25 protein-coding genes, 1 tRNA gene and 1 pseudogene are annotated in these 20,662 nt (G+C 49.3%); 8 read left to right on the top strand and 19 right to left on the bottom strand.

The genetic code is table 11. The features are described 5' to 3' along the window. Positions 1 to 247 precede the first annotated feature (247 nt). Positions 248 to 1,681: a serine-type D-Ala-D-Ala carboxypeptidase gene (gene dacB / locus BIY29_RS14885; protein WP_121575878.1), complete on the top strand. Its 1,434-nt coding sequence runs from the start codon at positions 248 to 250 to the stop codon at positions 1,679 to 1,681. A gap of 101 nt (positions 1,682 to 1,782) precedes the next feature. Here the strand turns inward: dacB and cgtA are convergent, their stop codons facing one another. The 4 genes from cgtA to rplU form a co-directional block, all read right to left on the bottom strand. Beyond that, on the bottom strand, positions 1,783 to 2,955 hold the full coding sequence (gene cgtA, locus BIY29_RS14880; RefSeq protein WP_121575877.1) for an Obg family GTPase CgtA: 1,173 nt from the start codon (positions 2,953 to 2,955) through the stop codon (positions 1,783 to 1,785). A 293-nt stretch (positions 2,956 to 3,248) separates the two neighbouring features. Beyond that, positions 3,249 to 4,208, bottom strand: coding sequence for a DMT family transporter (locus BIY29_RS14875; protein ID WP_121575876.1), 960 nt, complete (start codon positions 4,206 to 4,208; stop codon positions 3,249 to 3,251). Positions 4,209 to 4,297: 89 nt separating this feature from the next. Then, positions 4,298 to 4,555 (bottom strand): 50S ribosomal protein L27, encoded by a 258-nt coding sequence (gene rpmA, locus BIY29_RS14870; RefSeq protein WP_121575875.1) that lies wholly within the window; start codon positions 4,553 to 4,555, stop codon positions 4,298 to 4,300. Between the two features lie 19 nt (positions 4,556 to 4,574). Further along, positions 4,575 to 4,886 carry a 50S ribosomal protein L21 gene (gene rplU / locus BIY29_RS14865; protein ID WP_113868393.1) on the bottom strand — a complete coding sequence of 104 codons (312 nt, stop codon included), beginning with the start codon at positions 4,884 to 4,886 and terminating at the stop codon, positions 4,575 to 4,577. A gap of 259 nt (positions 4,887 to 5,145) precedes the next feature. Between rplU and ispB the strand changes: the two genes are divergently transcribed. After that, the gene (gene ispB, locus BIY29_RS14860; protein ID WP_121575874.1) at positions 5,146 to 6,117 is read left to right on the top strand and encodes an octaprenyl diphosphate synthase; all 972 of its coding nucleotides are present in this window, start codon (positions 5,146 to 5,148) and stop codon (positions 6,115 to 6,117) included. Positions 6,118 to 6,151: 34 nt separating this feature from the next. On the opposite strand, the gene BIY29_RS14855 is transcribed toward ispB, so the two are convergent. Beyond that, on the bottom strand, positions 6,152 to 6,523 hold the full coding sequence (locus BIY29_RS14855) for a DNA-binding protein (RefSeq protein ID WP_121575873.1): 372 nt from the start codon (positions 6,521 to 6,523) through the stop codon (positions 6,152 to 6,154). A 248-nt stretch (positions 6,524 to 6,771) separates the two neighbouring features. Beyond that, positions 6,772 to 7,158 (bottom strand): DNA-binding protein, encoded by a 387-nt coding sequence (locus BIY29_RS14850; RefSeq protein WP_121575872.1) that lies wholly within the window; start codon positions 7,156 to 7,158, stop codon positions 6,772 to 6,774. A 187-nt stretch (positions 7,159 to 7,345) separates the two neighbouring features. Between BIY29_RS14850 and BIY29_RS14845 the strand changes: the two genes are divergently transcribed. Beyond that, positions 7,346 to 7,609, top strand: a complete 264-nt coding sequence (locus tag BIY29_RS14845) for a helix-turn-helix domain-containing protein (protein ID WP_121575871.1) — start codon at positions 7,346 to 7,348, stop codon at positions 7,607 to 7,609. 60 nt (positions 7,610 to 7,669) lie between these two features. Here the strand turns inward: BIY29_RS14845 and mdh are convergent, their stop codons facing one another. Continuing rightward, positions 7,670 to 8,608 (bottom strand): malate dehydrogenase, encoded by a 939-nt coding sequence (mdh, locus tag BIY29_RS14840; RefSeq protein ID WP_121575870.1) that lies wholly within the window; start codon positions 8,606 to 8,608, stop codon positions 7,670 to 7,672. Positions 8,609 to 9,082: 474 nt separating this feature from the next. Between mdh and argR the strand changes: the two genes are divergently transcribed. Continuing rightward, a complete protein-coding gene (argR, locus tag BIY29_RS14835; RefSeq protein WP_121575869.1) occupies positions 9,083 to 9,553 on the top strand; it encodes a transcriptional regulator ArgR in 471 nt (156 codons plus the stop codon). 105 nt (positions 9,554 to 9,658) lie between these two features. On the opposite strand, the gene tsaD is transcribed toward argR, so the two are convergent. Then, positions 9,659 to 10,672, bottom strand: a complete 1,014-nt coding sequence (tsaD, locus tag BIY29_RS14830; RefSeq protein ID WP_121575868.1) for a tRNA (adenosine(37)-N6)-threonylcarbamoyltransferase complex transferase subunit TsaD — start codon at positions 10,670 to 10,672, stop codon at positions 9,659 to 9,661. Positions 10,673 to 10,898: 226 nt separating this feature from the next. Here tsaD and rpsU point away from each other — a divergent pair, with 226 nt between their 5' ends. From rpsU to rpoD, 3 genes are all read left to right on the top strand, one after another. Next, positions 10,899 to 11,114, top strand: a complete 216-nt coding sequence (rpsU, locus tag BIY29_RS14825) for a 30S ribosomal protein S21 (protein ID WP_001144069.1) — start codon at positions 10,899 to 10,901, stop codon at positions 11,112 to 11,114. Between the two features lie 139 nt (positions 11,115 to 11,253). Next, complete coding sequence (gene dnaG / locus BIY29_RS14820; RefSeq protein WP_121575867.1) at positions 11,254 to 13,008, top strand: DNA primase; 1,755 nt, start codon at positions 11,254 to 11,256, stop codon at positions 13,006 to 13,008. Between the two features lie 153 nt (positions 13,009 to 13,161). Continuing rightward, positions 13,162 to 15,000, top strand: a complete 1,839-nt coding sequence (gene rpoD / locus BIY29_RS14815; protein ID WP_121575866.1) for an RNA polymerase sigma factor RpoD — start codon at positions 13,162 to 13,164, stop codon at positions 14,998 to 15,000. 94 nt (positions 15,001 to 15,094) lie between these two features. Here the strand turns inward: rpoD and mug are convergent, their stop codons facing one another. After that, a complete protein-coding gene (mug, locus tag BIY29_RS14810) occupies positions 15,095 to 15,598 on the bottom strand; it encodes a G/U mismatch-specific DNA glycosylase (protein WP_121575865.1) in 504 nt (167 codons plus the stop codon). Positions 15,599 to 15,739: 141 nt separating this feature from the next. Between mug and BIY29_RS14805 the strand changes: the two genes are divergently transcribed. Further along, positions 15,740 to 15,815 (top strand) — tRNA-Ile (locus tag BIY29_RS14805). 161 nt (positions 15,816 to 15,976) lie between these two features. Here BIY29_RS14805 and BIY29_RS14800 read toward each other — a convergent pair. The 10 genes and pseudogenes from BIY29_RS14800 to BIY29_RS14755 form a co-directional block, all read right to left on the bottom strand. Continuing rightward, a complete protein-coding gene (locus tag BIY29_RS14800) occupies positions 15,977 to 16,318 on the bottom strand; it encodes a TA system toxin CbtA family protein (protein ID WP_121575864.1) in 342 nt (113 codons plus the stop codon). 20 nt (positions 16,319 to 16,338) lie between these two features. Beyond that, the gene (locus tag BIY29_RS14795; protein WP_121575863.1) at positions 16,339 to 16,680 is read right to left on the bottom strand and encodes a type IV toxin-antitoxin system YeeU family antitoxin; all 342 of its coding nucleotides are present in this window, start codon (positions 16,678 to 16,680) and stop codon (positions 16,339 to 16,341) included. 10 nt (positions 16,681 to 16,690) lie between these two features. Beyond that, positions 16,691 to 17,233 carry a RadC family protein gene (gene radC / locus BIY29_RS14790; protein ID WP_121575862.1) on the bottom strand — a complete coding sequence of 181 codons (543 nt, stop codon included), beginning with the start codon at positions 17,231 to 17,233 and terminating at the stop codon, positions 16,691 to 16,693. Positions 17,234 to 17,245: 12 nt separating this feature from the next. Continuing rightward, positions 17,246 to 17,689 carry an antirestriction protein gene (locus BIY29_RS14785; protein ID WP_121575861.1) on the bottom strand — a complete coding sequence of 148 codons (444 nt, stop codon included), beginning with the start codon at positions 17,687 to 17,689 and terminating at the stop codon, positions 17,246 to 17,248. A 30-nt stretch (positions 17,690 to 17,719) separates the two neighbouring features. Continuing rightward, positions 17,720 to 18,541, bottom strand: coding sequence for a DUF932 domain-containing protein (locus BIY29_RS14780; protein ID WP_121575860.1), 822 nt, complete (start codon positions 18,539 to 18,541; stop codon positions 17,720 to 17,722). A 98-nt stretch (positions 18,542 to 18,639) separates the two neighbouring features. Further along, positions 18,640 to 18,870: pseudogene (locus tag BIY29_RS14775) on the bottom strand (DUF905 domain-containing protein). A gap of 71 nt (positions 18,871 to 18,941) precedes the next feature. Beyond that, positions 18,942 to 19,391 (bottom strand): IrmA family protein, encoded by a 450-nt coding sequence (locus BIY29_RS14770; RefSeq protein ID WP_121575859.1) that lies wholly within the window; start codon positions 19,389 to 19,391, stop codon positions 18,942 to 18,944. Beyond that, positions 19,388 to 19,840: a YfjS/YafY family lipoprotein gene (locus tag BIY29_RS14765; RefSeq protein ID WP_121575858.1), complete on the bottom strand. Its 453-nt coding sequence runs from the start codon at positions 19,838 to 19,840 to the stop codon at positions 19,388 to 19,390. Before BIY29_RS14765 ends, BIY29_RS14770 begins: the two co-directional genes overlap by 4 nt. 14 nt (positions 19,841 to 19,854) lie before the next feature. Next, the gene (locus BIY29_RS14760; RefSeq protein WP_121575857.1) at positions 19,855 to 20,424 is read right to left on the bottom strand and encodes a hypothetical protein; all 570 of its coding nucleotides are present in this window, start codon (positions 20,422 to 20,424) and stop codon (positions 19,855 to 19,857) included. Between the two features lie 39 nt (positions 20,425 to 20,463). After that, positions 20,464 to 20,662 (bottom strand): integrase core domain-containing protein (locus tag BIY29_RS14755; protein ID WP_147437162.1); only part of this gene is annotated, 199 nt, incomplete at its 5' end.

The raw sequence follows: 20,662 nt of genomic DNA, 5'->3' as shown, positions 1-20,662 counted from the left end.
AATCCGTTCGACTCAAATAATCGTCATCCTGACGCATTAACAATCAAATACGACGGAGTAGCTATTCATGCCAGTGCTTTCTGGCAATTAAACAAAAGTAACCAGCCCCGGAACAAATTTCCCAGGCCAGAAGCGATTTTGCATTTTGATACGTATTTTAACCCAGAGTTCCATGAGGGTCATCGTTTACTTTAGACCTTGTTGCGCCGTAGTATGACCACACGTTACCCTGTTGTTAGCTGAGATTATGCGTTTTTCATCGATCATTCCCGTACTTGCCAGCGCTTTTGTTCTGTATGCCAATGCAGCAACTATTGAAGATCATACCCAATATTTACCCGATGGCGCCAATCTGGCCCTGGTTGTGCAAAAGATTGGGGCTGCCACACCGACGATGGCTTTTAACAGTCAACAAATGGCACTCCCTGCCAGTACACAAAAAGTATTGACCGCACTGGCAGCGCTCCTTCAGTTGGGGCCGGATTATCGCTTTGTTACCACGATGGAAAGCCACGGCCCGGTTACTAACGGCATATTACGCGGCAACCTGATCGTTCGCTTCAGTGGCGATCCTACTCTGAAACGCCAGCAAATACGCAACATGGTACAGGAATTGAGAAAGCGCGGTGTGCAGGAAATTGCGGGGGATGTGATGATCGACACCTCCGTTTTCGCCAGCCACGATAAAGCTCCCGGCTGGCCCTGGAACGATATGACCCAATGTTTCAGCGCACCGCCAGCCGCCGCAATCGTCGACCGTAACTGCTTCTCCATTTCGCTCTATAGCGCGCCCAAAGCAGGCGACAACGCGTTTATCCGCGTTGCGTCGTATTACCCGGTACAAATGCTCAGTGAGGTACGTACGCTGGCCAAAGGCTCTCCCGACGCGCAGTACTGCGAGCTGGATGTGATACCCGGAGAACTGAACCGCTTTACGCTTACAGGCTGCCTGACTCAGCGCACGGACCCGCTGCCGCTGGCCTTTGCTATTCAGGATGGCGCCAGCTATGCCGGTGCGATTGTCAAAGATGAACTGCTACAGGCGGATATCAGGCTCAAGGGCAGCTTACGCCGTCAGACTCAACCAGGCACCGCAGGCAGTGTGCTGGCGCAAACCCAGTCCGCACCGTTACATGATCTGCTGACCATCATGCTGAAGAAATCCGATAATATGATTGCCGATACCGTTTTTCGCACCATCGGGCATGAGCGATTCAATGTTCCCGGCACCTGGCGCGCTGGCGCCGACGCAGTGCGCCAGGTATTACGCCAGAAAGCCGGGGTTGATTTGGGTAATAGCATCGTTGTCGATGGCTCCGGCCTGTCCCGCCATAACCTGATATCACCCGCAACCATGATGCAAGCGTTGCAGTACATCGCCCAACACGATCAGGAACTGAATTATATTGAGATGCTTCCGCTCGCCGGATATGACGGCACGCTACGATATCGGGGGGGATTACATGAAGCGGGCGTAAACGGCAAGGTTTCTGCGAAAACCGGCGCATTGCAAGGAGTTTATAATCTGGCGGGATTTATCACCACGGCCAGCGGTCAGCGGATGGCCTTCGTCCAGTTCCTTTCCGGTTATGCCGTTCCACCGCAAGAACAACGCTCACGCCGCGTCCCGCTAGTACGGTTTGAAAGCCGCTTATACAAGGATATTTATCAAAATAACTAAATAATACAGCGCATTATCTGCGCTGTATTGGTAGATGATGTTTATCCAAAAGGGATGGATGATCACCATCGCTGAATAGTTATCTCAACCGTGATGAATAATCAGCGTTGATAAATTGTTTCGACGCCTTCTTCATCTTCGTCGTCCCAATCATCATCCCAGTCTTCTTCGGCTTCGCTTTCTGCCGTTGCCAGTTGCTCACGGTGATAATCGTCCCACATGAATTCGACTTTCTCCGGTGCGCTTTCCTCAATAGCCATTGCTTTCGGCTGAATTTTGAGGAAATTCATCACATCCCAGCACAATGCGCTCACGCCTTCGCGATTAGCCGCAGAAATCAGGTAATACTTCTCTTCCCAGCCCAATGCCGCAGCGATTTCTTTGGCTCGTCTTTCGGCTTCGGCTTTATCAATCAAATCGATTTTATTGAATACCAGCCAACGAGGTTTTTCAGACAGACCCGCACTATATTGCTGTAATTCATTCACGATTATTTTGGCATTTTCTACCGGATCTGACTCATCAACCGGCGCCAGATCAACAAGATGCAACAGAACCCGGCAACGCTCCAGATGCTTTAGGAAACGAATGCCTAAACCAGCACCGTCAGAAGCCCCTTCAATCAGCCCAGGGATATCGGCAACAACAAAACTTTGCTCACTGTCCATACGGACAACACCGAGACTTGGAACCAAAGTAGTAAAAGGATAGTCAGCCACTTTAGGCTTTGCCGCTGAAACGGCACGGATGAACGTAGACTTACCCGCATTAGGCAGTCCCAACATACCTACATCTGCCAGCAGCAGTAACTCCAGCATCAATTCACGCTCTTCACCCGGCGTACCGTTCGTTTTCTGGCGAGGCGCACGATTGACAGAAGACTTAAACCGGGAGTTACCCAATCCATGCCAGCCACCTTTGGCAACCATAAGACTCTGCTGATGACGTGTCATATCACCCAGCACTTCACCCGTACCCTGATCCAGCACCCGGGTACCGACTGGCACTTTAATTGTGATGTCTTTACCACGTTTACCGGTACAGTCACGACTTTGACCGTTTTGTCCGCGTTCAGCCCGGAATGATTTTTCAAAGCGGTAGTCTATCAACGTATTCAGGTTTTCATCTGCCAGCAGATAGACATCACCGCCATCGCCGCCATCGCCGCCGTCAGGGCCGCCATTTGGAATATACTTTTCACGGCGGAAACTGACACAACCATTACCGCCATCTCCTGCCACAACCAGAATTGTGGCTTCATCTACAAACTTCATTGATTCTCTCCGCAAAAAACCAATAGAGAACATCTACTTGTTTTAGGCTATTTATTGGTTCTTTTTGGTGTAACTTTTTGATTTTAAGGTATATGGTATTTTTCGCCATTCACCATTAAAAACTGACGCACCAGAACCTATTCCGGCAAAGGAGCGGATTGTACCCGCTTACCTCAATATTTTCATCTGTATTAAAAATAAACAGTACAGATGAGATGTCAAAACGTCATCACCATGATTACTTTTACGGATGAGTGTCGCTTGGTATTTTATATTTTATAAAGGCTATTGACTTATTTTGGCACAATCGCGGAAACCAGTTCTTTTTTTCCAGCGAAAAAATGGTGCCCAATAGCAGAAAACATTGCCCCAGCCACAACCACTAAAGCACCGATATACCCTATCAAATTAAGCACCGGAGCCACAAAAAACGTGGGCCAAACCAATGCCAGCAAGTCGGAAAAGAGCAGAGTAAATAGAGGCGTGAGCGTAATAACCGCGCTTACCTGAGCAGCCTGCCAACGCGCCATAGCCTCTGCCAACGCACCATAACCTATCAGTGTATTTGCGCCGCAAAACAACAGACAAATAAGCTGCCAGCCATTGAGTTGCAGGATCACTTCTGGGCGAGCGAATGGTGTAATAGACAGGACACAAAGCGCATAAAGCAGCAACAAAACCTGTTGTGATGTCAGACGGCGCAGCAGCACCTTCTGCGCCACGCCATATGTCACCCATACCGCCGCGGCGCAAACACCCAGCAACACACCCAGCGTGTAATCAGTAAGACGGGTGAAGATTTCAATCAGGCTGGCGTTAAAAAACAGCACTAAACCACACACCAGCATCACGGCGCCAATAACCTGCGTAATACGCATCTTTTCTTTTAAGATGAGTACACTGGCAAACATCATACCAACAGGCGAAAGCTGACCGATAACCTGAGACGCAGTCGGACTTAGATATTGCAATGATGAACTGAAAAAGACGAAATTCCCCAGTAATCCATAGGTCGCTATCAATAACAAAGCCCACCATCGACGCCGCCGGAAAATCCGCAGCGGTGGCAATTGTTTTCGTGAAGACAGCACGATACCCAGGCCGATCGACGCGATGAGGAATCGATACCAAACAATGGTGTACGGCTCCATGACAACCAGTACCTGCTTCATGGCGATCGGCAACGCGCCCCAGCAGATCGCCGCAATAAGCGCCAGACAGAGCCCAATGCCTGTCTGTTGTTTAGTATTCATGCTCGTCTCAGGTGATGGTCAAGAGCCAGAATATAAAAAGCCCCGCAAAGAATTGCAGGGCTTAAATCTGTAAGACCTAACGCGAAAAATTATTCAGCAACGATACTGATATATTTACGGTTTTTAGGGCCTTTCACTTCGAACTGAACTTTACCGTTAGCCAAAGCGAACAGAGTATGATCCTTCCCGCAGCCTACGTTGCTACCAGCGTGGAATTTAGTTCCGCGCTGACGAACGATGATGCTACCTGCCAATACAGCTTCACCGCCGAAACGTTTTACGCCCAGGCGTTTGCTTTCTGAATCACGGCCGTTACGAGTTGAACCGCCAGCTTTCTTGTGTGCCATTAATCCGCTCTCCTAAATCTTAAGCGCTGATGCCGGTGATTTTCACGTCAGTGAACCACTGACGATGGCCCGCTTGCTTACGGTAATGTTTACGACGACGAAACTTAACGATCTTAATTTTTTCGCCACGACCGTGAGCAACAACTTCAGCTTTGATCTTACCGCCATCGACGAAAGGAACGCCGATTTTGATTTCTTCACCATTGGCAACCATCAGAACCTGATCAAACTCAATAGCTTCACCAGTTGCGATGTCCAGCTTTTCCAAGCGAACGGTTTGCCCTTCGCTTACTCGGTGTTGTTTACCACCACTTTGGAAAACTGCGTACATAAAAAACTCCGCTTTCCGCGCACTCAACGTATATTATCCAGAGCGCACTATAAATATTCACAATAGGGCGCGAATTCTACGCAAAAATCCTGAGGATGACAAGTGCAGAATCAAACGATATGAAGAAAAAGAATACAACGTATTAACTGTCGTTTATCTCTCGCATTTTTCCAGTACAATCAACTCAACAAGTCCCATCATATGCCGATATGAAACAGCAATCTTACGGCGATGTTGCAGAAATTAGCTGGCACAAACAATGAATCTAGAACAAATTACAGCGTTAACCGCTCAGGACATGATGGCCGTTAATGAAGTCATTCTCGAACAACTGGACTCGGATGTCGTTCTCATTAACCAACTCGGTCATTATATCATCAGCGGTGGTGGTAAACGTATCAGGCCGATGATTGCTGTACTTGCCGCCAGAGCACTCTCCTATGAAGATCACAAGCATATTACCGTGGCTGCATTGATCGAATTCATTCATACCGCCACTTTGCTGCACGACGATGTTGTAGATGAGTCCGATATGCGCCGCGGCAAAGCGACCGCCAATGCGGCCTTTGGCAATGCCGCCAGCGTACTGGTCGGCGATTTTATCTATACCCGCGCTTTTCAGATGATGACCAGCCTGGAGTCTCTGCGCGTTCTGGCGTTAATGTCCGAAGCCGTCAACGTGATTGCCGAAGGGGAAGTATTACAGTTGATGAACTGTAACGACCCAAACATCACCGAAGAAAACTACATGCGGGTAATTTACAGCAAAACCGCACGATTGTTTGAAGCAGCAGCCCAATCATCAGCGATCCTTGCGGGTGCAACGTCTGAGCAAGAAAGAGCATTGCAGGATTATGGCCGCTATCTGGGAACGGCTTTCCAGCTTATTGATGATTTACTGGATTACAACGCTGACGGCAAAACGCTAGGTAAAAATACCGGTGATGACCTTAATGAAGGTAAACCGACGTTGCCTTTGCTACATGCGATGCATAATGGCAATACAGAACAACGAGCCATGATTCGCCAGGCAATAGAAGACGGCAACGGACGCCACCTGCTTGAACCCGTTCTTGCAGCCATGCAGCAATGTGGTTCGCTCGACTATACCCGTCAACGTGCGGAGGAAGAGGCTGATAAGGCGATTGATGCGCTGCGGCATCTACCGGAAACCCCTTTCCGCACAGCGCTTGAAGGTCTCGCTCATTTAGCAGTACAACGTGATTTCTGACGGCGTTGCCACGCAGAAATTATAGCGATTATCATTATGCTGTCTGGTCGTCTGCGACTTTATCCAGACGAGACAACATAGCCAACGTGCCTTCACGTAAAATGAAATTTATCAGCCGGGATTGCTCGCTCTCTGAAAGCTGATGGAAGATGTGTATCCACGACATCAGCAATTCTGGCCCTTTTTTCACCTGATACTCTGGTGGCGAATTTTCTTCCATCAAGAGCGAGTTTTTCACTTCATCAGGTAAACTGTGAATGGAATACTCGACGCCACGTCCTTGAACTCCTCTGCGTCTTCGTTTTTCCCAACCATCATCGCGGGCGCGTTTGTTCAATCCTTGCGGAGATTTAGGCAACCCGCCGATGCCAATCAATTCATTAGTTGCAAACCATTCTTTATACATACTTGTCGCTCCCTTATTTATATCCTGGACAACCCCACTGCCCACGCCAAAAGTTTCCAAATAATAAACTACAATTACCTAAACATCTAACTTTATCACGTTATTGGTACACTTAATGAAAAGCGGAGTCCATTAAATATTGCTGTGTATGAGAGCAACACAACAAAAAAGGGAGAGATCAGATGATGAAAGCACAGTAAAAAAGCTATCGATAACACGAAGTCAGGTAGGACGGGGAAAGAAACAGCTTATTCGGCGTCAGTCGGTGAAACAGGCTCATTTTCTGTCGCCGTCAGCCCAAGCTGGCTTAACATGGTTGATACGCCGACACGAAGAACGTAAGTAATCAGGTCATCTCTTTCTCTATCAGAGAGTTGATGATAGATCTGCATCCAGACAGCGCGACTGGCAGGTTGCTGGGGCGCATAGACCGGAGATTCACTCTCCAGTAGTAAAGATTGTTTCACCGGCTCAGGAAGGCTATGAATTGAATATTCTACCCCTCTTCCCTGAACCCCTTTACGCCGACGCTTTTCCCATCCGTCTTCACGAGCACGCTTATTCAATCCTTGTCTTGATTTTGGAAGACCACCAACACCAACCAGTTCACTGGTCGCAAACCACTCTTTTTTCATAGCCTTTCATCCTGATAGTGCCATTCCTAACAAAAACGCGCTTATTTGGAAATTAATTGGGAACCTTATAGAAAATTAATGTTATATTATTTCCAAATAAGAGTGTCACGTTAACCTGGCGTATAACTAATATCCGTTATTTATACCACTAATACGCAGTCGTCTTACAGCAATATAAGGAAGGATTATGACTTCAAGGAAACATGACTGGCATCCCGCTGATATCATTGCCGCTTTGCGCAAAAAAGGCACGACGCTGGCTGCGGTATCACGCGCTGCCGGATTAAGTTCATCAACACTGGCCAATGCGTTGTCACGACCGTGGCCTAAAGGGGAGTGGTTGATAGCTGATGTACTGGAGATCCACCCATCAGAGATCTGGCCAAGCCGATATTATGATCCGGAAACCAACGAGCTGATTGACAGAAAAAAACTAATCCGTCCCCAATAAAGACAAAAGCCGGAGATAAAACCTCCGGCTCTATTCACCATTGTGAAATTGAAACGTTTGTTAACCCTTGATGAAAGACTCGCCTAATTCGATATCCTGATTGAGCGTATCCAGCATATTTTTGAGCGACTCTTGCTCAAACGCACTCAGCGTGCCAATGTCTTTACGTTCAACAATACCATTTTTACCCAACAGCACTGGTTGAGCAAAGAAACGGGCATACTTGCCGTCGCTTTCTACATAGGCGCATTCAACTACATCATTTTCTCCCTGCAAAGCACGAACCAGGGACAGACCGAATCGGGCTGCAGCCAGCCCCATCGACAAGGTTGCAGATCCACCACCGGCTTTCGCTTCCACAACTTCGGTGCCCGCATTTTGGATGCGTTTTGTCAGATCCGTCACTTCTTGCTCGCTAAAGCTCACATCCGGAATTTGTGACAACAGCGGAAGAATAGTCACACCAGAGTGCCCACCGATGACGGGCACATTGATATCTTCTGGTTGCTTGCCTTTCAGTTCAGCAACAAAAGTATTAGAACGGATAATATCCAGCGTGGTTACACCAAACAGTTTGTTTTTGTCGTAAACACCGGCTTTCTTAAGCACTTCAGCTGCGATTGCAACAGTAGTATTGACGGGATTGGTAATAATACCGATACAGGCTTTTGGGCAGGTACGAACGATTTGTTCAACCAGATTACGGACGATACCCGCATTGACATTAAATAAGTCTGAACGGTCCATGCCCGGCTTACGGGCTACGCCGGCAGATATCAGCACGATATCCGCGCCGACCAGAGCGGGTGTCGCGTCTTCACCACTATAGCCCTTGATTTTTACTGCGGTAGGAATATGGCTCAGGTCAACCGCAACGCCCGGCGTTACCGGGGCAATGTCATAAAGAGATAACTCTGAACCTGAAGGAAGCTGGGTTTTGAGGAGGAGCGCAAGGGCCTGACCAATACCGCCTGCTGCACCAAGAACTGCAACTTTCATCCTAAACTCCTTATTATCGTAAAGTACAAAAAAGCCGTGAATTCATCTAGTTATAAAATTGGCACAAGAAGAAAAAATAAAACGCATTTGCTTAACTATCAGCGGAGAATGCTTAAAGATGGAAGAATACGCTATGTCTATAATAATAAATCAAAAATCGCTATTAATTTGAAAGGTAAGTAAAGTTAATGGGCTTTTAGGCTAATCACGCGACACACATTTATAACCAGTCAACCGGAAAGCTACATTACACTGATCGTCTACATGCAAACAACATCATTTTGATAACATTCGATTCACTTTTATGTGACGTATAGCTCATTTTTCAGACTCGCTGGCCTTATGATTTTTTTAATTGTTTTTTAAACAACCATACATAAGGGACGGTAGACGATATTATACGCATAATAGTTGCATAAAAATTCACTAATCTGCATAATAACGACACAATTAACCACATAAATCCGGTGCAGAATGCGTAACTCGACAAAACAGGAAGACTTGGTTAAAGCGTTCAAAGCGCTGCTGAAGGAAGAAAAATTCAGTTCTCAAAGTGAGATTGTTCAGGCTTTGCAAGACGATGGATTTGAAAACATCAACCAGTCCAAAGTCTCACGTATGTTAACCAAGTTTGGGGCCGTACGTACACGCAATGCCAAAATGGAAATGGTTTACTGTCTGCCCGCCGAACTCGGCGTGCCCACCACCACCAGTCCCCTCAAGAACCTGGTGTTGGACGTCGATTTTAATGATGCCGTTGTGGTTATCCACACCAGCCCAGGCGCAGCACAGCTGATAGCCCGTTTGCTCGACTCATTGGGTAAATCAGAAGGGATTCTGGGCACCATCGCTGGCGATGATACCATCTTCACGACCCCAGCCAGAGGATTCAGCGTTAAACAGCTCTATGAGGCTATTTTGGTGTTGTTCGAGCAGGAACTCTAGCTTAATAGCAATAGCCAAATAGCCAAATAGCCAAATAGCCACGATCCTTCCTGGCGTTAATAAAAGCCGTTAATCACCAGTGCGCAAATATTGGTGATTAACGGTTTAAACGGCTGGCAATTCGGCCAGCGGCCATCGCGGACGCACCGTAATGCCGAGTTCCCGGCTTTCTCCCTGTTGCAAGCGAACCGCCCCCGCATAAGCGATCATGGCGCCATTGTCCGTGCAAAACTCCGGGCGGGCATAAAATACCGCACCACCCCGTTTCGCCATCATTTCGCCCAGACGTTGACGCAATGTACGGTTGGCACTCACTCCGCCCGCTATAACCAGCCTTTTGAAGCCGGTTTCATCCAGCGCACGGCGACATTTAATCGCCAGCGTATCCACAACAGCATCTTCGAAAGCATGAGCAATATCCGCCCGGGTTTGTTCATCAGCACCGTTATTGCGGATCGTGTTAGCCGCGAAGGTTTTCAAACCTGAGAAACTGAAATCCAGCCCTGGGCGATCGGTCATTGGACGCGGGAAAGTAAAGCGTGCGGTGTCGCCAGCCTGAGCCATCTTTGACAGCATCGATCCGCCTGGGTAGTCCAGTCCCAGCAGCTTTGCTGTTTTATCAAACGCTTCACCCGCCGCATCATCAATTGACTCACCAAGCAACCGATACTCACCAATTCCGGTCACACTGATTAGCTGTGTATGACCACCAGAAACCAGTAATGCCACAAAAGGAAATTCAGGAGGATTATCTTCCAGCATGGGAGCCAGCAGATGTCCTTCCATATGATGCACCGCAATCGCCGGAACATTCCAGGCATACGCCAACGAACGACCTACGGTAGCCCCCACCAACAGTGCCCCTACCAGTCCGGGACCGGAAGTATAGGCAACACCGTCAAGGTCACTGGCTTTTAAATCCGCTTCACGCAGCGCAGCCTGGATCAACGGCACCGTTTTACGGACGTGATCACGGGAAGCCAGTTCGGGAACGACCCCCCCATAATCAGCATGGAGTTTCACCTGACTGTACAATTGATTAGCGAGTAAACCGGCCTGAGTGTCATAGATGGCAACGCCGGTTTCATCACAGGATGTTTCGATACCCAATACACGCATTGCTGTTCCTGCTTTTATACGGTGCAAGCTCTTGTTGAATGCAGCTTGCTTCATGCGGCAGATAGTCTACCATAAGCCCCCGGTTTCTGCGCCGGTGGAGCGTTGAGTGTTTTATGATCACCCTGCCCCTTTACAAGGATGCTCTGTTTGCAGTAGAATTCCGCACCATTTTGAAAAGGCTGGCACAAGGCCAGCGGCAAACCGAATTTATTAAGGTGAGAGGCACATGCCGGTAATTAAAGTACGTGAAAACGAGCCGTTCGACGTAGCTCTGCGTCGCTTCAAGCGTTCCTGCGAAAAAGCAGGTGTTCTGGCTGAAGTTCGTCGTCGTGAGTTTTATGAAAAACCGACTACCGAACGTAAACGCGCTAAAGCATCTGCAGTAAAACGTCACGCGAAGAAATTGGCTCGAGAAAACGCACGCCGCACTCGTCTGTATTAATTTTCAGGAGGTTTTCCTCCACCGCGTGATTAATCCGCAGACTTAAGTAGTTGTATATGAAGGCCGTGCATTTCCGAAAGGAATGCGCGGCTTGCTGTCGTTTATAAGCTATCGTTTATAAGCTAAGAAATAGGGGCTTATGGCTGGACGAATTCCACGCGTATTTATTAATGATCTGCTGGCTCGCACCGACATCGTCGATCTCATTGACGCGCGCGTCAAACTGAAAAAGCAGGGAAAGAATTACCATGCGTGTTGTCCGTTTCACCACGAAAAAACCCCTTCATTTACCGTAAATGGTGACAAACAGTTCTACCATTGCTTTGGCTGTGGGGCTCATGGTAACGCCATCGACTTTTTAATGAATTACGATCGTCTGGAATTCGTTGAAAGCATTGAGGAATTAGCCACCATCTATGGTCTTGAAGTGCCATATGAAACCGGCACCGGGCCAACCCAGCTTGAGCGCCATCAACGACAAAGTTTATATGAACTGATGGAACAACTGAGTTCGTTCTATCAACAAACGCTTGGTCAGGCTGTTGGCGCCCCCGCGTTGCTTTATTTGCAACAACGTGGATTGAGCGCTGAAGTAATCAGTCATTTTGCGATCGGCTTCGCACCGGCTGGCTGGGATAACGCCTTAAAGCGTTTCGGACGCAATAATGATGATCGCAGCACATTGAACGATGCCGGTATGTTGGTGACTAACGATCAGGGTCGCACATACGACCGTTTTCGTGAACGAGTGATGTTCCCTATCCGCGATAAACGGGGCCGGGTGATTGCATTCGGGGGACGAGTATTAGGCGATGGTGTGCCGAAGTATCTGAATTCGCCGGAAACTGAAATTTTCCATAAAGGCCGCCAGCTCTATGGCCTGTATGAAGCGCAGCAAAACCACCCGGAACTTAAGCGCTTACTGGTGGTTGAAGGGTATATGGATGTGGTTGCCCTGGCACAGTTTGGTATTGATTATGCGGTTGCTTCGCTGGGAACCTCCACCACGGCCGATCACATTCAGTTACTCTTTCGTGCCACCGATCTGGTCGTCTGCTGTTATGACGGCGACCGCGCCGGACGGGAAGCGGCATGGCGTGCACTGGAAACTGCGCTACCCTATTTGAACGATGGCCGTCAGTTACGCTTTATGTTTCTGCCGGATGGTGAAGACCCGGATACGCTGGTTCGCAAAGAAGGCAAAGCCCTTTTTGAACAGCGAATGGAACAGGCTTTACCCCTGTCGCAGTTTCTGTTTGAAACGTTGCAACAACAGGTAGACATGAGTTCACCTGATGGGCGAACGAAGCTCAGTACACTGGCGCTGCCCTTAATTGGTCAAGTGCCTGGTGAAACGTTACGCTTATATTTACGCCAGCAGTTGGGCAACAAACTTGGGATCCTGGATGACAGCCAGTTAGACAGGCTGTTACCCAAAGTGGCTGAACACGCTCTACCCTACCAGCCTCCCCAGCTAAAAGTCACAACTATGCGTATACTTATAGGGCTAATAGTTCAGAATCCAAGACTTGCTGCGGAAGTTCCTGAACTGGCGCTGGAAGACATAGAAGAGAGCAAAGTGGCGGGCCTGTCTCTGTTTCAGGACTTGGTAAAAACATGCAACGCCAGTCCCGGAATGAATATGGGTCTGCTGCTTGAGAAATATAGAGACAGCAAATACCGAAAGCAGCTTGAAACCATGGCTTCATGGAACCATATGATCGAAGAGGATGAACTGGACGATAAGTTCAGAATAAGTCTGGCGGAACTCTATGATCAACTGCTGAAACAACGTCAGGAAACATTGATTGCCCGTGAGAGAACACATGGGCTTAACACCAAAGAAAGAAAAGAACTTTGGTCGTTGCAACTGGCTTTGAGCAAAAAAAACTGATTACTGAGGCTTAATTGCCGATAAATAGCAGGGTCGAGCCCTGCAAAAGCCGCTACAGGGGCCGCGGCGATAAGAAAAATACCCTAATGCTATTGTTGGCGAACTACGCCGACCGACACCAACCCAAATACTCTGAAGTGTGGATACCGTCTTATGGAGCAAAACCCGCAGTCACAGCTAAAGCTACTTGTCACCCGTGGTAAGGAGCAAGGCTACCTGACCTATGCTGAGGTCAATGACCATCTGCCGGAAGATATCATCGACTCCGACCAGATCGAAGACATCATCCAGATGATTAATGACATGGGCATCCAGGTGATGGAAGAAGCACCAGATGCGGATGATCTGTTGCTAGCAGAAAACACCAATGACGCAGATGAAGACGCGGCAGAGGCTGCTGCTCAAGTGTTATCCAGCGTTGAATCGGAAATTGGTCGTACAACCGATCCGGTTCGTATGTACATGCGTGAAATGGGTACCGTTGAATTGCTGACACGCGAAGGCGAGATCGATATTGCCAAACGTATTGAAGACGGTATCAATCAAGTTCAATGTTCTGTTGCAGAGTATCCAGAAGCGATTACTTATCTGCTGGAACAATACGATCGTGTTGAAGCGGGTGAAAGCCGCTTATCCGATCTGATTACCGGATTTGTCGATCCTAATGCGGAAGAAGACATTGCGCCAACGGCAACTCACGTTGGCTCTGAGCTTTCCAGCGAAGAAATGGATGATGACGAGGAAGAAGAAGACGACGATGACGACAGCGATGATGATAACAGCATCGATCCTGAGCTGGCCCGTCAGAAATTTACTGAATTGCGTGAGCAATATGAAACGACACGTCAGGTCATCAAGACTCACGGTCGTAGTCATGCGAAATCAGCACAAGAAATTCTGAATCTGTCTGACGTCTTCAAGCAATTCCGCTTAGTGCCTAAACAGTTTGATTTCCTGGTCAACAGTATGCGTTCAATGATGGATCGTGTGCGTACTCAGGAACGTCTGATCATGAAGCTGTGTGTTGAACAGTGCAAAATGCCGAAGAAAAACTTCGTCTCACTGTTCTCTAGTAACGAAACCAATGATTCCTGGTTTAACGCCGCAGTTGCAATGGCCAAGCCGTGGTCTGAAAAACTGCACGACGTCGCAGACGACGTTAAGCGCAGCCTGCAGAAATTGCATCAGATCGAAGAAGAAACCGGTTTAACCATTGAGCAGGTTAAAGATATCAACCGTCGTATGTCGATTGGCGAAGCGAAAGCCCGCCGCGCCAAAAAAGAGATGGTTGAAGCTAACTTACGTCTGGTTATTTCTATCGCCAAGAAATACACCAACCGTGGCTTGCAGTTCCTTGACCTGATTCAGGAAGGAAACATTGGTCTGATGAAAGCCGTAGATAAATTTGAATATCGCCGCGGCTATAAGTTCTCCACTTATGCAACCTGGTGGATCCGTCAGGCCATTACCCGTTCCATAGCCGATCAGGCTCGCACCATCCGTATTCCGGTGCATATGATTGAGACCATCAACAAACTCAACCGTATTTCACGCCAGATGCTACAGGAAATGGGTCGTGAGCCAACGCCGGAAGAACTGGCTGAACGCATGTTGATGCCGGAAGACAAAATCCGTAAGGTGCTGAAGATCGCCAAAGAGCCGATTTCGATGGAAACCCCGATCGGCGATGATGAAGATTCACATCTGGGTGACTTTATCGAAGACACGACTTTGGAACTGCCGCTGGATTCCGCAACATCGGAAAGCCTGCGTTCTGCCACACATGATGTGTTAGCCGGGTTGACGGCGCGTGAAGCGAAAGTGCTGCGTATGCGCTTCGGTATCGACATGAATACCGACCATACGTTGGAAGAAGTCGGTAAGCAGTTTGATGTTACCCGTGAACGTATTCGTCAGATTGAGGCGAAAGCGTTGCGTAAACTGCGTCACCCAAGCCGCTCAGAAGTACTGCGCAGCTTCCTGGATGATTAATCATCCTGCGTGATGATTACTTTGAAATAACCCCGGCTCGCCGGGGTTATTTTTCATTTGCCACATCCCTGTAAGACCATCGCAAGCGGCATTTTTACCGGCTTTGGTGTAGTGCCTGATAAAGCGCCTGATAAGACGATACCAGCGATTCCAGCGTTGCGCGGTTCAGACCGCTGGGATTAGGAAGTACCCAGACCTGAGTCCCTCCAATCGTCAACGCCTGATGTCCCCAGGTCACCTTATTAACGCCAAATGCCTGGCTAAACGCCTGCTTCCCCAGCACGGCTAGGGCTTGCGGCTGGTAACGCCTCATTTTTTCAATAATGACTTCTCCCCCCTGCAAGAGTTCATTGCGCGCCAGTTCGGTTGCCTCAACCGTTGGCCGATCTACCAGCATGGTGATCCCGCATCCGGTATCCAGCAGGTGCTCTTCCTCCTGAGGCGTAAGTAACCGCTCGGTAAATCCGGCCTGATGAATCACCTTCCAGAAACGGTTACTGGGGTTCGCAAAATGGTAACCATGATGAGCCGTCGATAATCCTGGATTGATTCCACAGAAAACAACCTGGAGGCTTGTTGCCAGAATATCCGTGATCATACTTCCCCTTTACGCCATGTTTTCGCTGTTATCGTAAAATCTAACAATAATAACAATAAGCTATCTTGCATAGAAAACAGCCACCCGGCTGAACAACTATAGACCTTCCCCTGCACATTACCGTATAATCGTCGCCCGTCCGGCCCCTTAGCTCAGTGGTTAGAGCAGTCGACTCATAATCGATTGGTCACTGGTTCAAGTCCAGTAGGGGCCACCAAACAAAACAAGGAGTTAGATGAGAAATCGTCTGACTCCTTTTTCGTTTTATTGGAATCGGGTCAGGTAATGGGTCAGGTAAGGAATTGCCTCCCTGCCCTCTTCATCTCGCTGCCAGCATTCCCCGATAGTGATAAAAGCCAGTAATACCGTCCGTAATATTCACGATACAGCATTATTACGGCTCCGTCGCAGCAAGCCAGTTGCTTGTCGTGCTCGCAGAATATCTACAGCCCGAAGATAAGGCGATTGTTCCTGCCAGTTAAACCCCCTGCGATCGATACGAACCAGTCCGTACTTATCCACCAAGAAGTTGACTGCATCCGCCAGGGTAATCTCGGCATCAATATGTTCCTTAATAACTGTTTCATCACTGAACGGCGTGTCGTTCAGTGTCAGGCCATAGTGCTGCTCTAGTAGGCGTGTCAGTAACATTTGCCAGACTGCAACGGGCGACAGACAGGGCTTCGCCGCCCGCGAAATTGTAGCAGGTAGAGTTTTCATGTTTGCTCTTGCGGAGTTAGTTAAAGTTGAGTGGGATAAACGGCGATGTATACGTAGCCGCAACTGCCAAGTGTATCGGCTTCGCAGGTGAAACCGTTGTGGTATAGGGTGACGCAGTGGGCATGGCGAGGATTCATTTCACCAGTGGTCAACATCGATTCTATCTGGCTGATAAAACGTGGGAATACTTCATCCAACTTCAAAGATTCTGCGTTACTGAATGCACCGGTAATGCTGGCCCGGTCAGCCAGATAGTGAAGTCGGTTTCCCTCCTGTACCAGACGAGCGCCAAAGCAAGGTGTCACATTACGATTCAGACCCCACTTGAGAAATAAATCGTTCTCTGAGTCAGTAGATTTCATTGAAGTACCCTCATATCCAGCCTCGCTCAGCAAACGACACAATGCCATCTGATCCGATAACCAGATGATCGAGCGTGTTCACATCAACCAGTGCCAGGGCTTCTTTAAGCCTACCGGTAATGTTGCGATCGCATTGGCTGGGCTCCGGGTCACCTGATGGATGGTTATGCGCCAGCACGACAGCCGCAGCATTGAAGCGAAGCGCTGACTTCACCACCTCACGGGGATGGATCTGGACATGGTTAACCGAACCGGCAAACAGTGTTTCGCTCTCCAGTAAACGATGCTGATTATCGAGATAGAGCACCATAAACACTTCCCGCTCCTGTCTGGCCAGCTGTAGCCGAAGCCAGTCACGGGCCGCAGTACTTGAGGTAAAAGATATGCCGGGCTGGCGCAGATATTTATCCAGCAGGTTGATAGCTCGGCGAATGGTCCGTTGGGCATAGGGGGTTAATCCGGATGTTGCGGGGAGCATGCAACCATGCTGGGCCACAACCGTCAGCGGAAAGTGTTCAGGCTGCGATCTCACCGGGGATAATGCGGTACTCATGCTCGGGTTTCCTCAGTCGATTAGATGCATAATGGCGCTGCACTCTGGATGGTTCAACGCGAAGTCTCGTAAGCGATAATAGTGCTCAGTCATCGCGTCACATTCGGTACGACAGGCATAGTGGCTGTATGCCATCAAACAAGCGACTATCCCTGCAGCTTCGCAAGTAAGTTCCGCGCCATTGCCGTTCATGCTGTTGAACAATGTCCACTTTTCATCGTGCTCTGACTCAGGAGCCATAAAAGCGCCACCGTTACTGAGCGTCGAAAAGTTCCAGATGCCACCGTGGTAATCGGTACACAGTCGATCCATCCAGGCAAAGATTTGGGACTCAAGGATTATCGATTGTGGGATGGAGCCAAAGTGCTGCGGCCAGAAGCCGACGCGTAACTCGTCAGGGACCATTGAGGCCGAAATTGCGGTCTGCTCAGCGAACTGAAAGTGTTGTGTATTCATTAAACTATCTCCTTATGCCGGAACGGTTGCTTAGCGCCCGAAAAACTCGAGCATGTTTTCTGCCATAACCCACAAGGCGCGATTGAGCTTCACATCGCCATCGATGCCGGTAACAGCACGGGTGCGGCTGCTTTTCCCCTGAGCAGTTCGCCCTGACAGACCTCCTTTCATCAGGTTCTCCTGCACGCGCTGGTAGACGGTCCACAGGTCATCGCTGTAGTCCTCCCGGCGACGTGGGGTCAGCAACTGCGATACCGTGACCGGCTGGTGGTCCTCACCAAAGCGATACTTCAGTGCGGCATTCGCAAGCGCGTGACGAGCCGGAGCTGGCAACGCCAGTGACTGCATTGCATCGCGCCTCTCCTCTACCCGGTCAAACACCCCGAGTACTGCGTAAGCCCCCTCAATCACCTTTTCGACAACATTACCCTTATGCGGCACCCGCACTTCGCCAAATGACTGACCACAGACCAGACCATTGGTACAGACGCCACGAAACACCCCCGGTAACATCTGGTAACTCGAGGAGCCGTCATGGCTGTTAAGTAGAATGATTTCCGGCACCTGATGGCCGGTCAGTTGACCGGCGCGACGCAGGCGAAGCATGTGTTTGGTGTGCTCCCGCTTGCTCTGGTCGCGAACTTTTGTCTGGCAGGCAAAGAACGGATCAAAGCCTTCACGCTGCAGGCTCTCAAGGATGGTGATGGTCGGGATGTAGGTATAACGGTCTGAACGAGATTCATGCTTGTCGCTCCCGAACACGCTGGGGACATGGCTCATCAGCTCTTCGTGGGTCAGAGGTCGGTCACGGCGTATCTGGTTTATACGGCCAAAGCGGCTGGCTAATCGCATGGATAACTCCTTATGCAGTGGGTAAAAATACAAAAGGCCACACTTCCCGAGGGAGGTGTGGCCTGACTTTGTTTATAACGGTGATGCGCTGGCGGTGGTTATGCAGGGAATTTGCGGATGCCATAACGAGCGATATACCTGTTCAGCCAGTAACCGGCATCCTGCTCAAAGCTCTAGGCTCGCCATACCATGCAACACTCATGACAGATAACCAGATGGAAATGTGTCCCCTGGTCATCCTCTATAGCAACGTTGGAATATTGAGACGCAACCGCCTCTGCTTGCTGGCGCGTAAACGGTCCATCAGGCAATTCAGTGAGTTCAGTCATATAGTCTCCTTAAAACAAAAAGCCCCTGTGTCATAAGCGACAGGGGCTGAATCAAACGGATAACGAATCGGCTAAGATGCCTTACCACCGACAACCATGACTTGTAACGGTCGGTAGTACTGCGGGTCGAAAACGGACAGTGGGAGGTCAATCTGGTAACCATTACGCTCTTCTGTTGCCTTCATGATTTCGACGGAGCTGACGTTTTCCACGCATTCGTTCTCCAGCGAGGCTTCCTGAGAGCGGGTGGCATCGCTGTCGCCAAATGCAGCCACCGTCATATTCCCCATCGCCAGCGTGTTCCCCCCTTTATCTTTCAGACGCAGGGAGAGTGTCAGAGGCCCGAACCCTTCGCCACTTCCACCGTTGTCCAGGCGAAACTGCCAGACGCAGACATTACCTGGCACCCAGACCATGTCTGTGTTGCGGATACTAATGTAACGCTGTTCTTCGGCCTGAGCCGGTGACAATAGACAGAGGCTCAGAGCGAAAGCTGAGATAACGCCTTTCAGCTTCATCATGGATTTTTCTCCTGATTCACCGGCAGATAGAGTTTCCCCATTTCCTTACCATCGTGTGAATACACCACCGATTTCTCACCCGTGTAGCTGTCGGTTTCAATCCTGAAGCTCAGGGTGATATTGTCCGCAAGGCACAGCGCTGCCATCAGTGGCTGCACCGTTTTCTGCTGCATGTCAGCAATGTAGTAATAATTGCCTGACTCACAGCCTTCCGGCGACTGGCGGGTTTTCATCACTATGTATTGCGGTGTACCGAAGGCATCCTTCTTTACCCATTCCAGGGCAATATCGGATTTATGCGACACAACCTTGCTGAACGGTGGCGGAGTCAGGTCCTTAAACCTGGCTATCGTTTTCACACCCGCATCTTCCTTACTGTCGCAGCCAGAGACTCCCATGGCACCGATAACTGTCAGAACGGCAAGCAGAGGTGGATACAATTTCTTCATGGTGCAGATTCCTTTCAGCAGTTGCCGGTGCGTCGGCACAGCTCTGCCAGACTCTGTTGGGCTACCCACTGCTGCAGTTTATGCTCTGAGGCAGAACGCTTCGCCGCCAGGGCAGCCTGCTGCTGTTTGTTGACACAGTTTTCCGGGAATGCAGCAAGTACCTGGTTGCTGTGAGGTTCGTCAGCCAGCTCCAACTGATACTGGGTGTCGATGATAGTGAAGTAACACCCTTTCCCCTGGTCTTCGCCCTGATAGACCGATGTCAGGTCGGAGTAATAACCGCTGGCAGGTTTCAGATTCAGCTTGCGCACGGTATGCGTTTTTTTATCGGCGAGAAAATAAGCTCCACCTCCCCGCTGACGCAGCAGAAATTGTTTAGTCCAGGGGTAATTGCCAATGACACTGGCCTGGTAGAGCGTATTGTTCAGCGTGTCATTGTCCATGCCATCGGCTGATCTCCAGCCATCCGCCTGCATGTACTGCCAGAATTTGACGGTACCCACGACAGTTTCGGCAGACGCCGGAAAAGCAGCACCAGCGCAGAGACTGACGGCCAGTGCCGTTGTAGTCAGTAATTTCTTCATCATGATTCCTTATGAGGTAAAATGTAGTCCCTCCGGTTTTTAGTACCACCGCCAATGAGGATCTCCGGCCAGTTTTTGCCGCGCATAGATAACGGGTGGCATATCACCCAGTGAGCTATGCGGACGTTCTTCGTTGTATTCTGCGCGCCAGTCTTCTGTTAGCACACGGACTTCTGACAGTGTTCTGAACAGATACATGTCAAGTATTTCTGTTCGTAGTGTTTTATTAAATCGCTCA

Origin of the sequence: Brenneria alni (assembly GCF_003666245.1) — a bacterium.
Lineage (GTDB): Bacteria > Pseudomonadota > Gammaproteobacteria > Enterobacterales > Enterobacteriaceae > Brenneria > Brenneria alni.
Note: the sequence above shows the minus strand (reverse complement) of the source record. Positions and strands in the feature narration are given on the sequence as shown.

What these genes read in the sequence shown, in the direction of transcription:
- rpoD (WP_121575866.1), top strand. Translation starts at nt 13,162, where the DNA reads ATGGAGCAAAACCCGCAGTCACAGCTAAAGCTACTTGTCACCCGTGGT.
- BIY29_RS14785 (WP_121575861.1), bottom strand. Translation starts at nt 17,689, where the DNA reads ATGAATACACAACACTTTCAGTTCGCTGAGCAGACCGCAATTTCGGCC.
- rpmA (WP_121575875.1), bottom strand. Translation starts at nt 4,555, where the DNA reads ATGGCACACAAGAAAGCTGGCGGTTCAACTCGTAACGGCCGTGATTCA.
- argR (WP_121575869.1), top strand. Translation starts at nt 9,083, where the DNA reads ATGCGTAACTCGACAAAACAGGAAGACTTGGTTAAAGCGTTCAAAGCG.
- BIY29_RS14845 (WP_121575871.1), top strand. Translation starts at nt 7,346, where the DNA reads ATGACTTCAAGGAAACATGACTGGCATCCCGCTGATATCATTGCCGCT.
- BIY29_RS14780 (WP_121575860.1), bottom strand. Translation starts at nt 18,541, where the DNA reads ATGCGATTAGCCAGCCGCTTTGGCCGTATAAACCAGATACGCCGTGAC.
- BIY29_RS14770 (WP_121575859.1), bottom strand. Translation starts at nt 19,391, where the DNA reads ATGATGAAGCTGAAAGGCGTTATCTCAGCTTTCGCTCTGAGCCTCTGT.
- BIY29_RS14795 (WP_121575863.1), bottom strand. Translation starts at nt 16,680, where the DNA reads ATGAAATCTACTGACTCAGAGAACGATTTATTTCTCAAGTGGGGTCTG.
- rplU (WP_113868393.1), bottom strand. Translation starts at nt 4,886, where the DNA reads ATGTACGCAGTTTTCCAAAGTGGTGGTAAACAACACCGAGTAAGCGAA.
- radC (WP_121575862.1), bottom strand. Translation starts at nt 17,233, where the DNA reads ATGAGTACCGCATTATCCCCGGTGAGATCGCAGCCTGAACACTTTCCG.
- mdh (WP_121575870.1), bottom strand. Translation starts at nt 8,608, where the DNA reads ATGAAAGTTGCAGTTCTTGGTGCAGCAGGCGGTATTGGTCAGGCCCTT.
- BIY29_RS14850 (WP_121575872.1), bottom strand. Translation starts at nt 7,158, where the DNA reads ATGAAAAAAGAGTGGTTTGCGACCAGTGAACTGGTTGGTGTTGGTGGT.
- mug (WP_121575865.1), bottom strand. Translation starts at nt 15,598, where the DNA reads ATGATCACGGATATTCTGGCAACAAGCCTCCAGGTTGTTTTCTGTGGA.
- BIY29_RS14855 (WP_121575873.1), bottom strand. Translation starts at nt 6,523, where the DNA reads ATGTATAAAGAATGGTTTGCAACTAATGAATTGATTGGCATCGGCGGG.
- rpsU (WP_001144069.1), top strand. Translation starts at nt 10,899, where the DNA reads ATGCCGGTAATTAAAGTACGTGAAAACGAGCCGTTCGACGTAGCTCTG.
- BIY29_RS14765 (WP_121575858.1), bottom strand. Translation starts at nt 19,840, where the DNA reads ATGAAGAAATTGTATCCACCTCTGCTTGCCGTTCTGACAGTTATCGGT.
- BIY29_RS14760 (WP_121575857.1), bottom strand. Translation starts at nt 20,424, where the DNA reads ATGAAGAAATTACTGACTACAACGGCACTGGCCGTCAGTCTCTGCGCT.
- cgtA (WP_121575877.1), bottom strand. Translation starts at nt 2,955, where the DNA reads ATGAAGTTTGTAGATGAAGCCACAATTCTGGTTGTGGCAGGAGATGGC.
- dnaG (WP_121575867.1), top strand. Translation starts at nt 11,254, where the DNA reads ATGGCTGGACGAATTCCACGCGTATTTATTAATGATCTGCTGGCTCGC.
- BIY29_RS14800 (WP_121575864.1), bottom strand. Translation starts at nt 16,318, where the DNA reads ATGAAAACTCTACCTGCTACAATTTCGCGGGCGGCGAAGCCCTGTCTG.
- BIY29_RS14875 (WP_121575876.1), bottom strand. Translation starts at nt 4,208, where the DNA reads ATGAATACTAAACAACAGACAGGCATTGGGCTCTGTCTGGCGCTTATT.
- dacB (WP_121575878.1), top strand. Translation starts at nt 248, where the DNA reads ATGCGTTTTTCATCGATCATTCCCGTACTTGCCAGCGCTTTTGTTCTG.
- ispB (WP_121575874.1), top strand. Translation starts at nt 5,146, where the DNA reads ATGAATCTAGAACAAATTACAGCGTTAACCGCTCAGGACATGATGGCC.
- tsaD (WP_121575868.1), bottom strand. Translation starts at nt 10,672, where the DNA reads ATGCGTGTATTGGGTATCGAAACATCCTGTGATGAAACCGGCGTTGCC.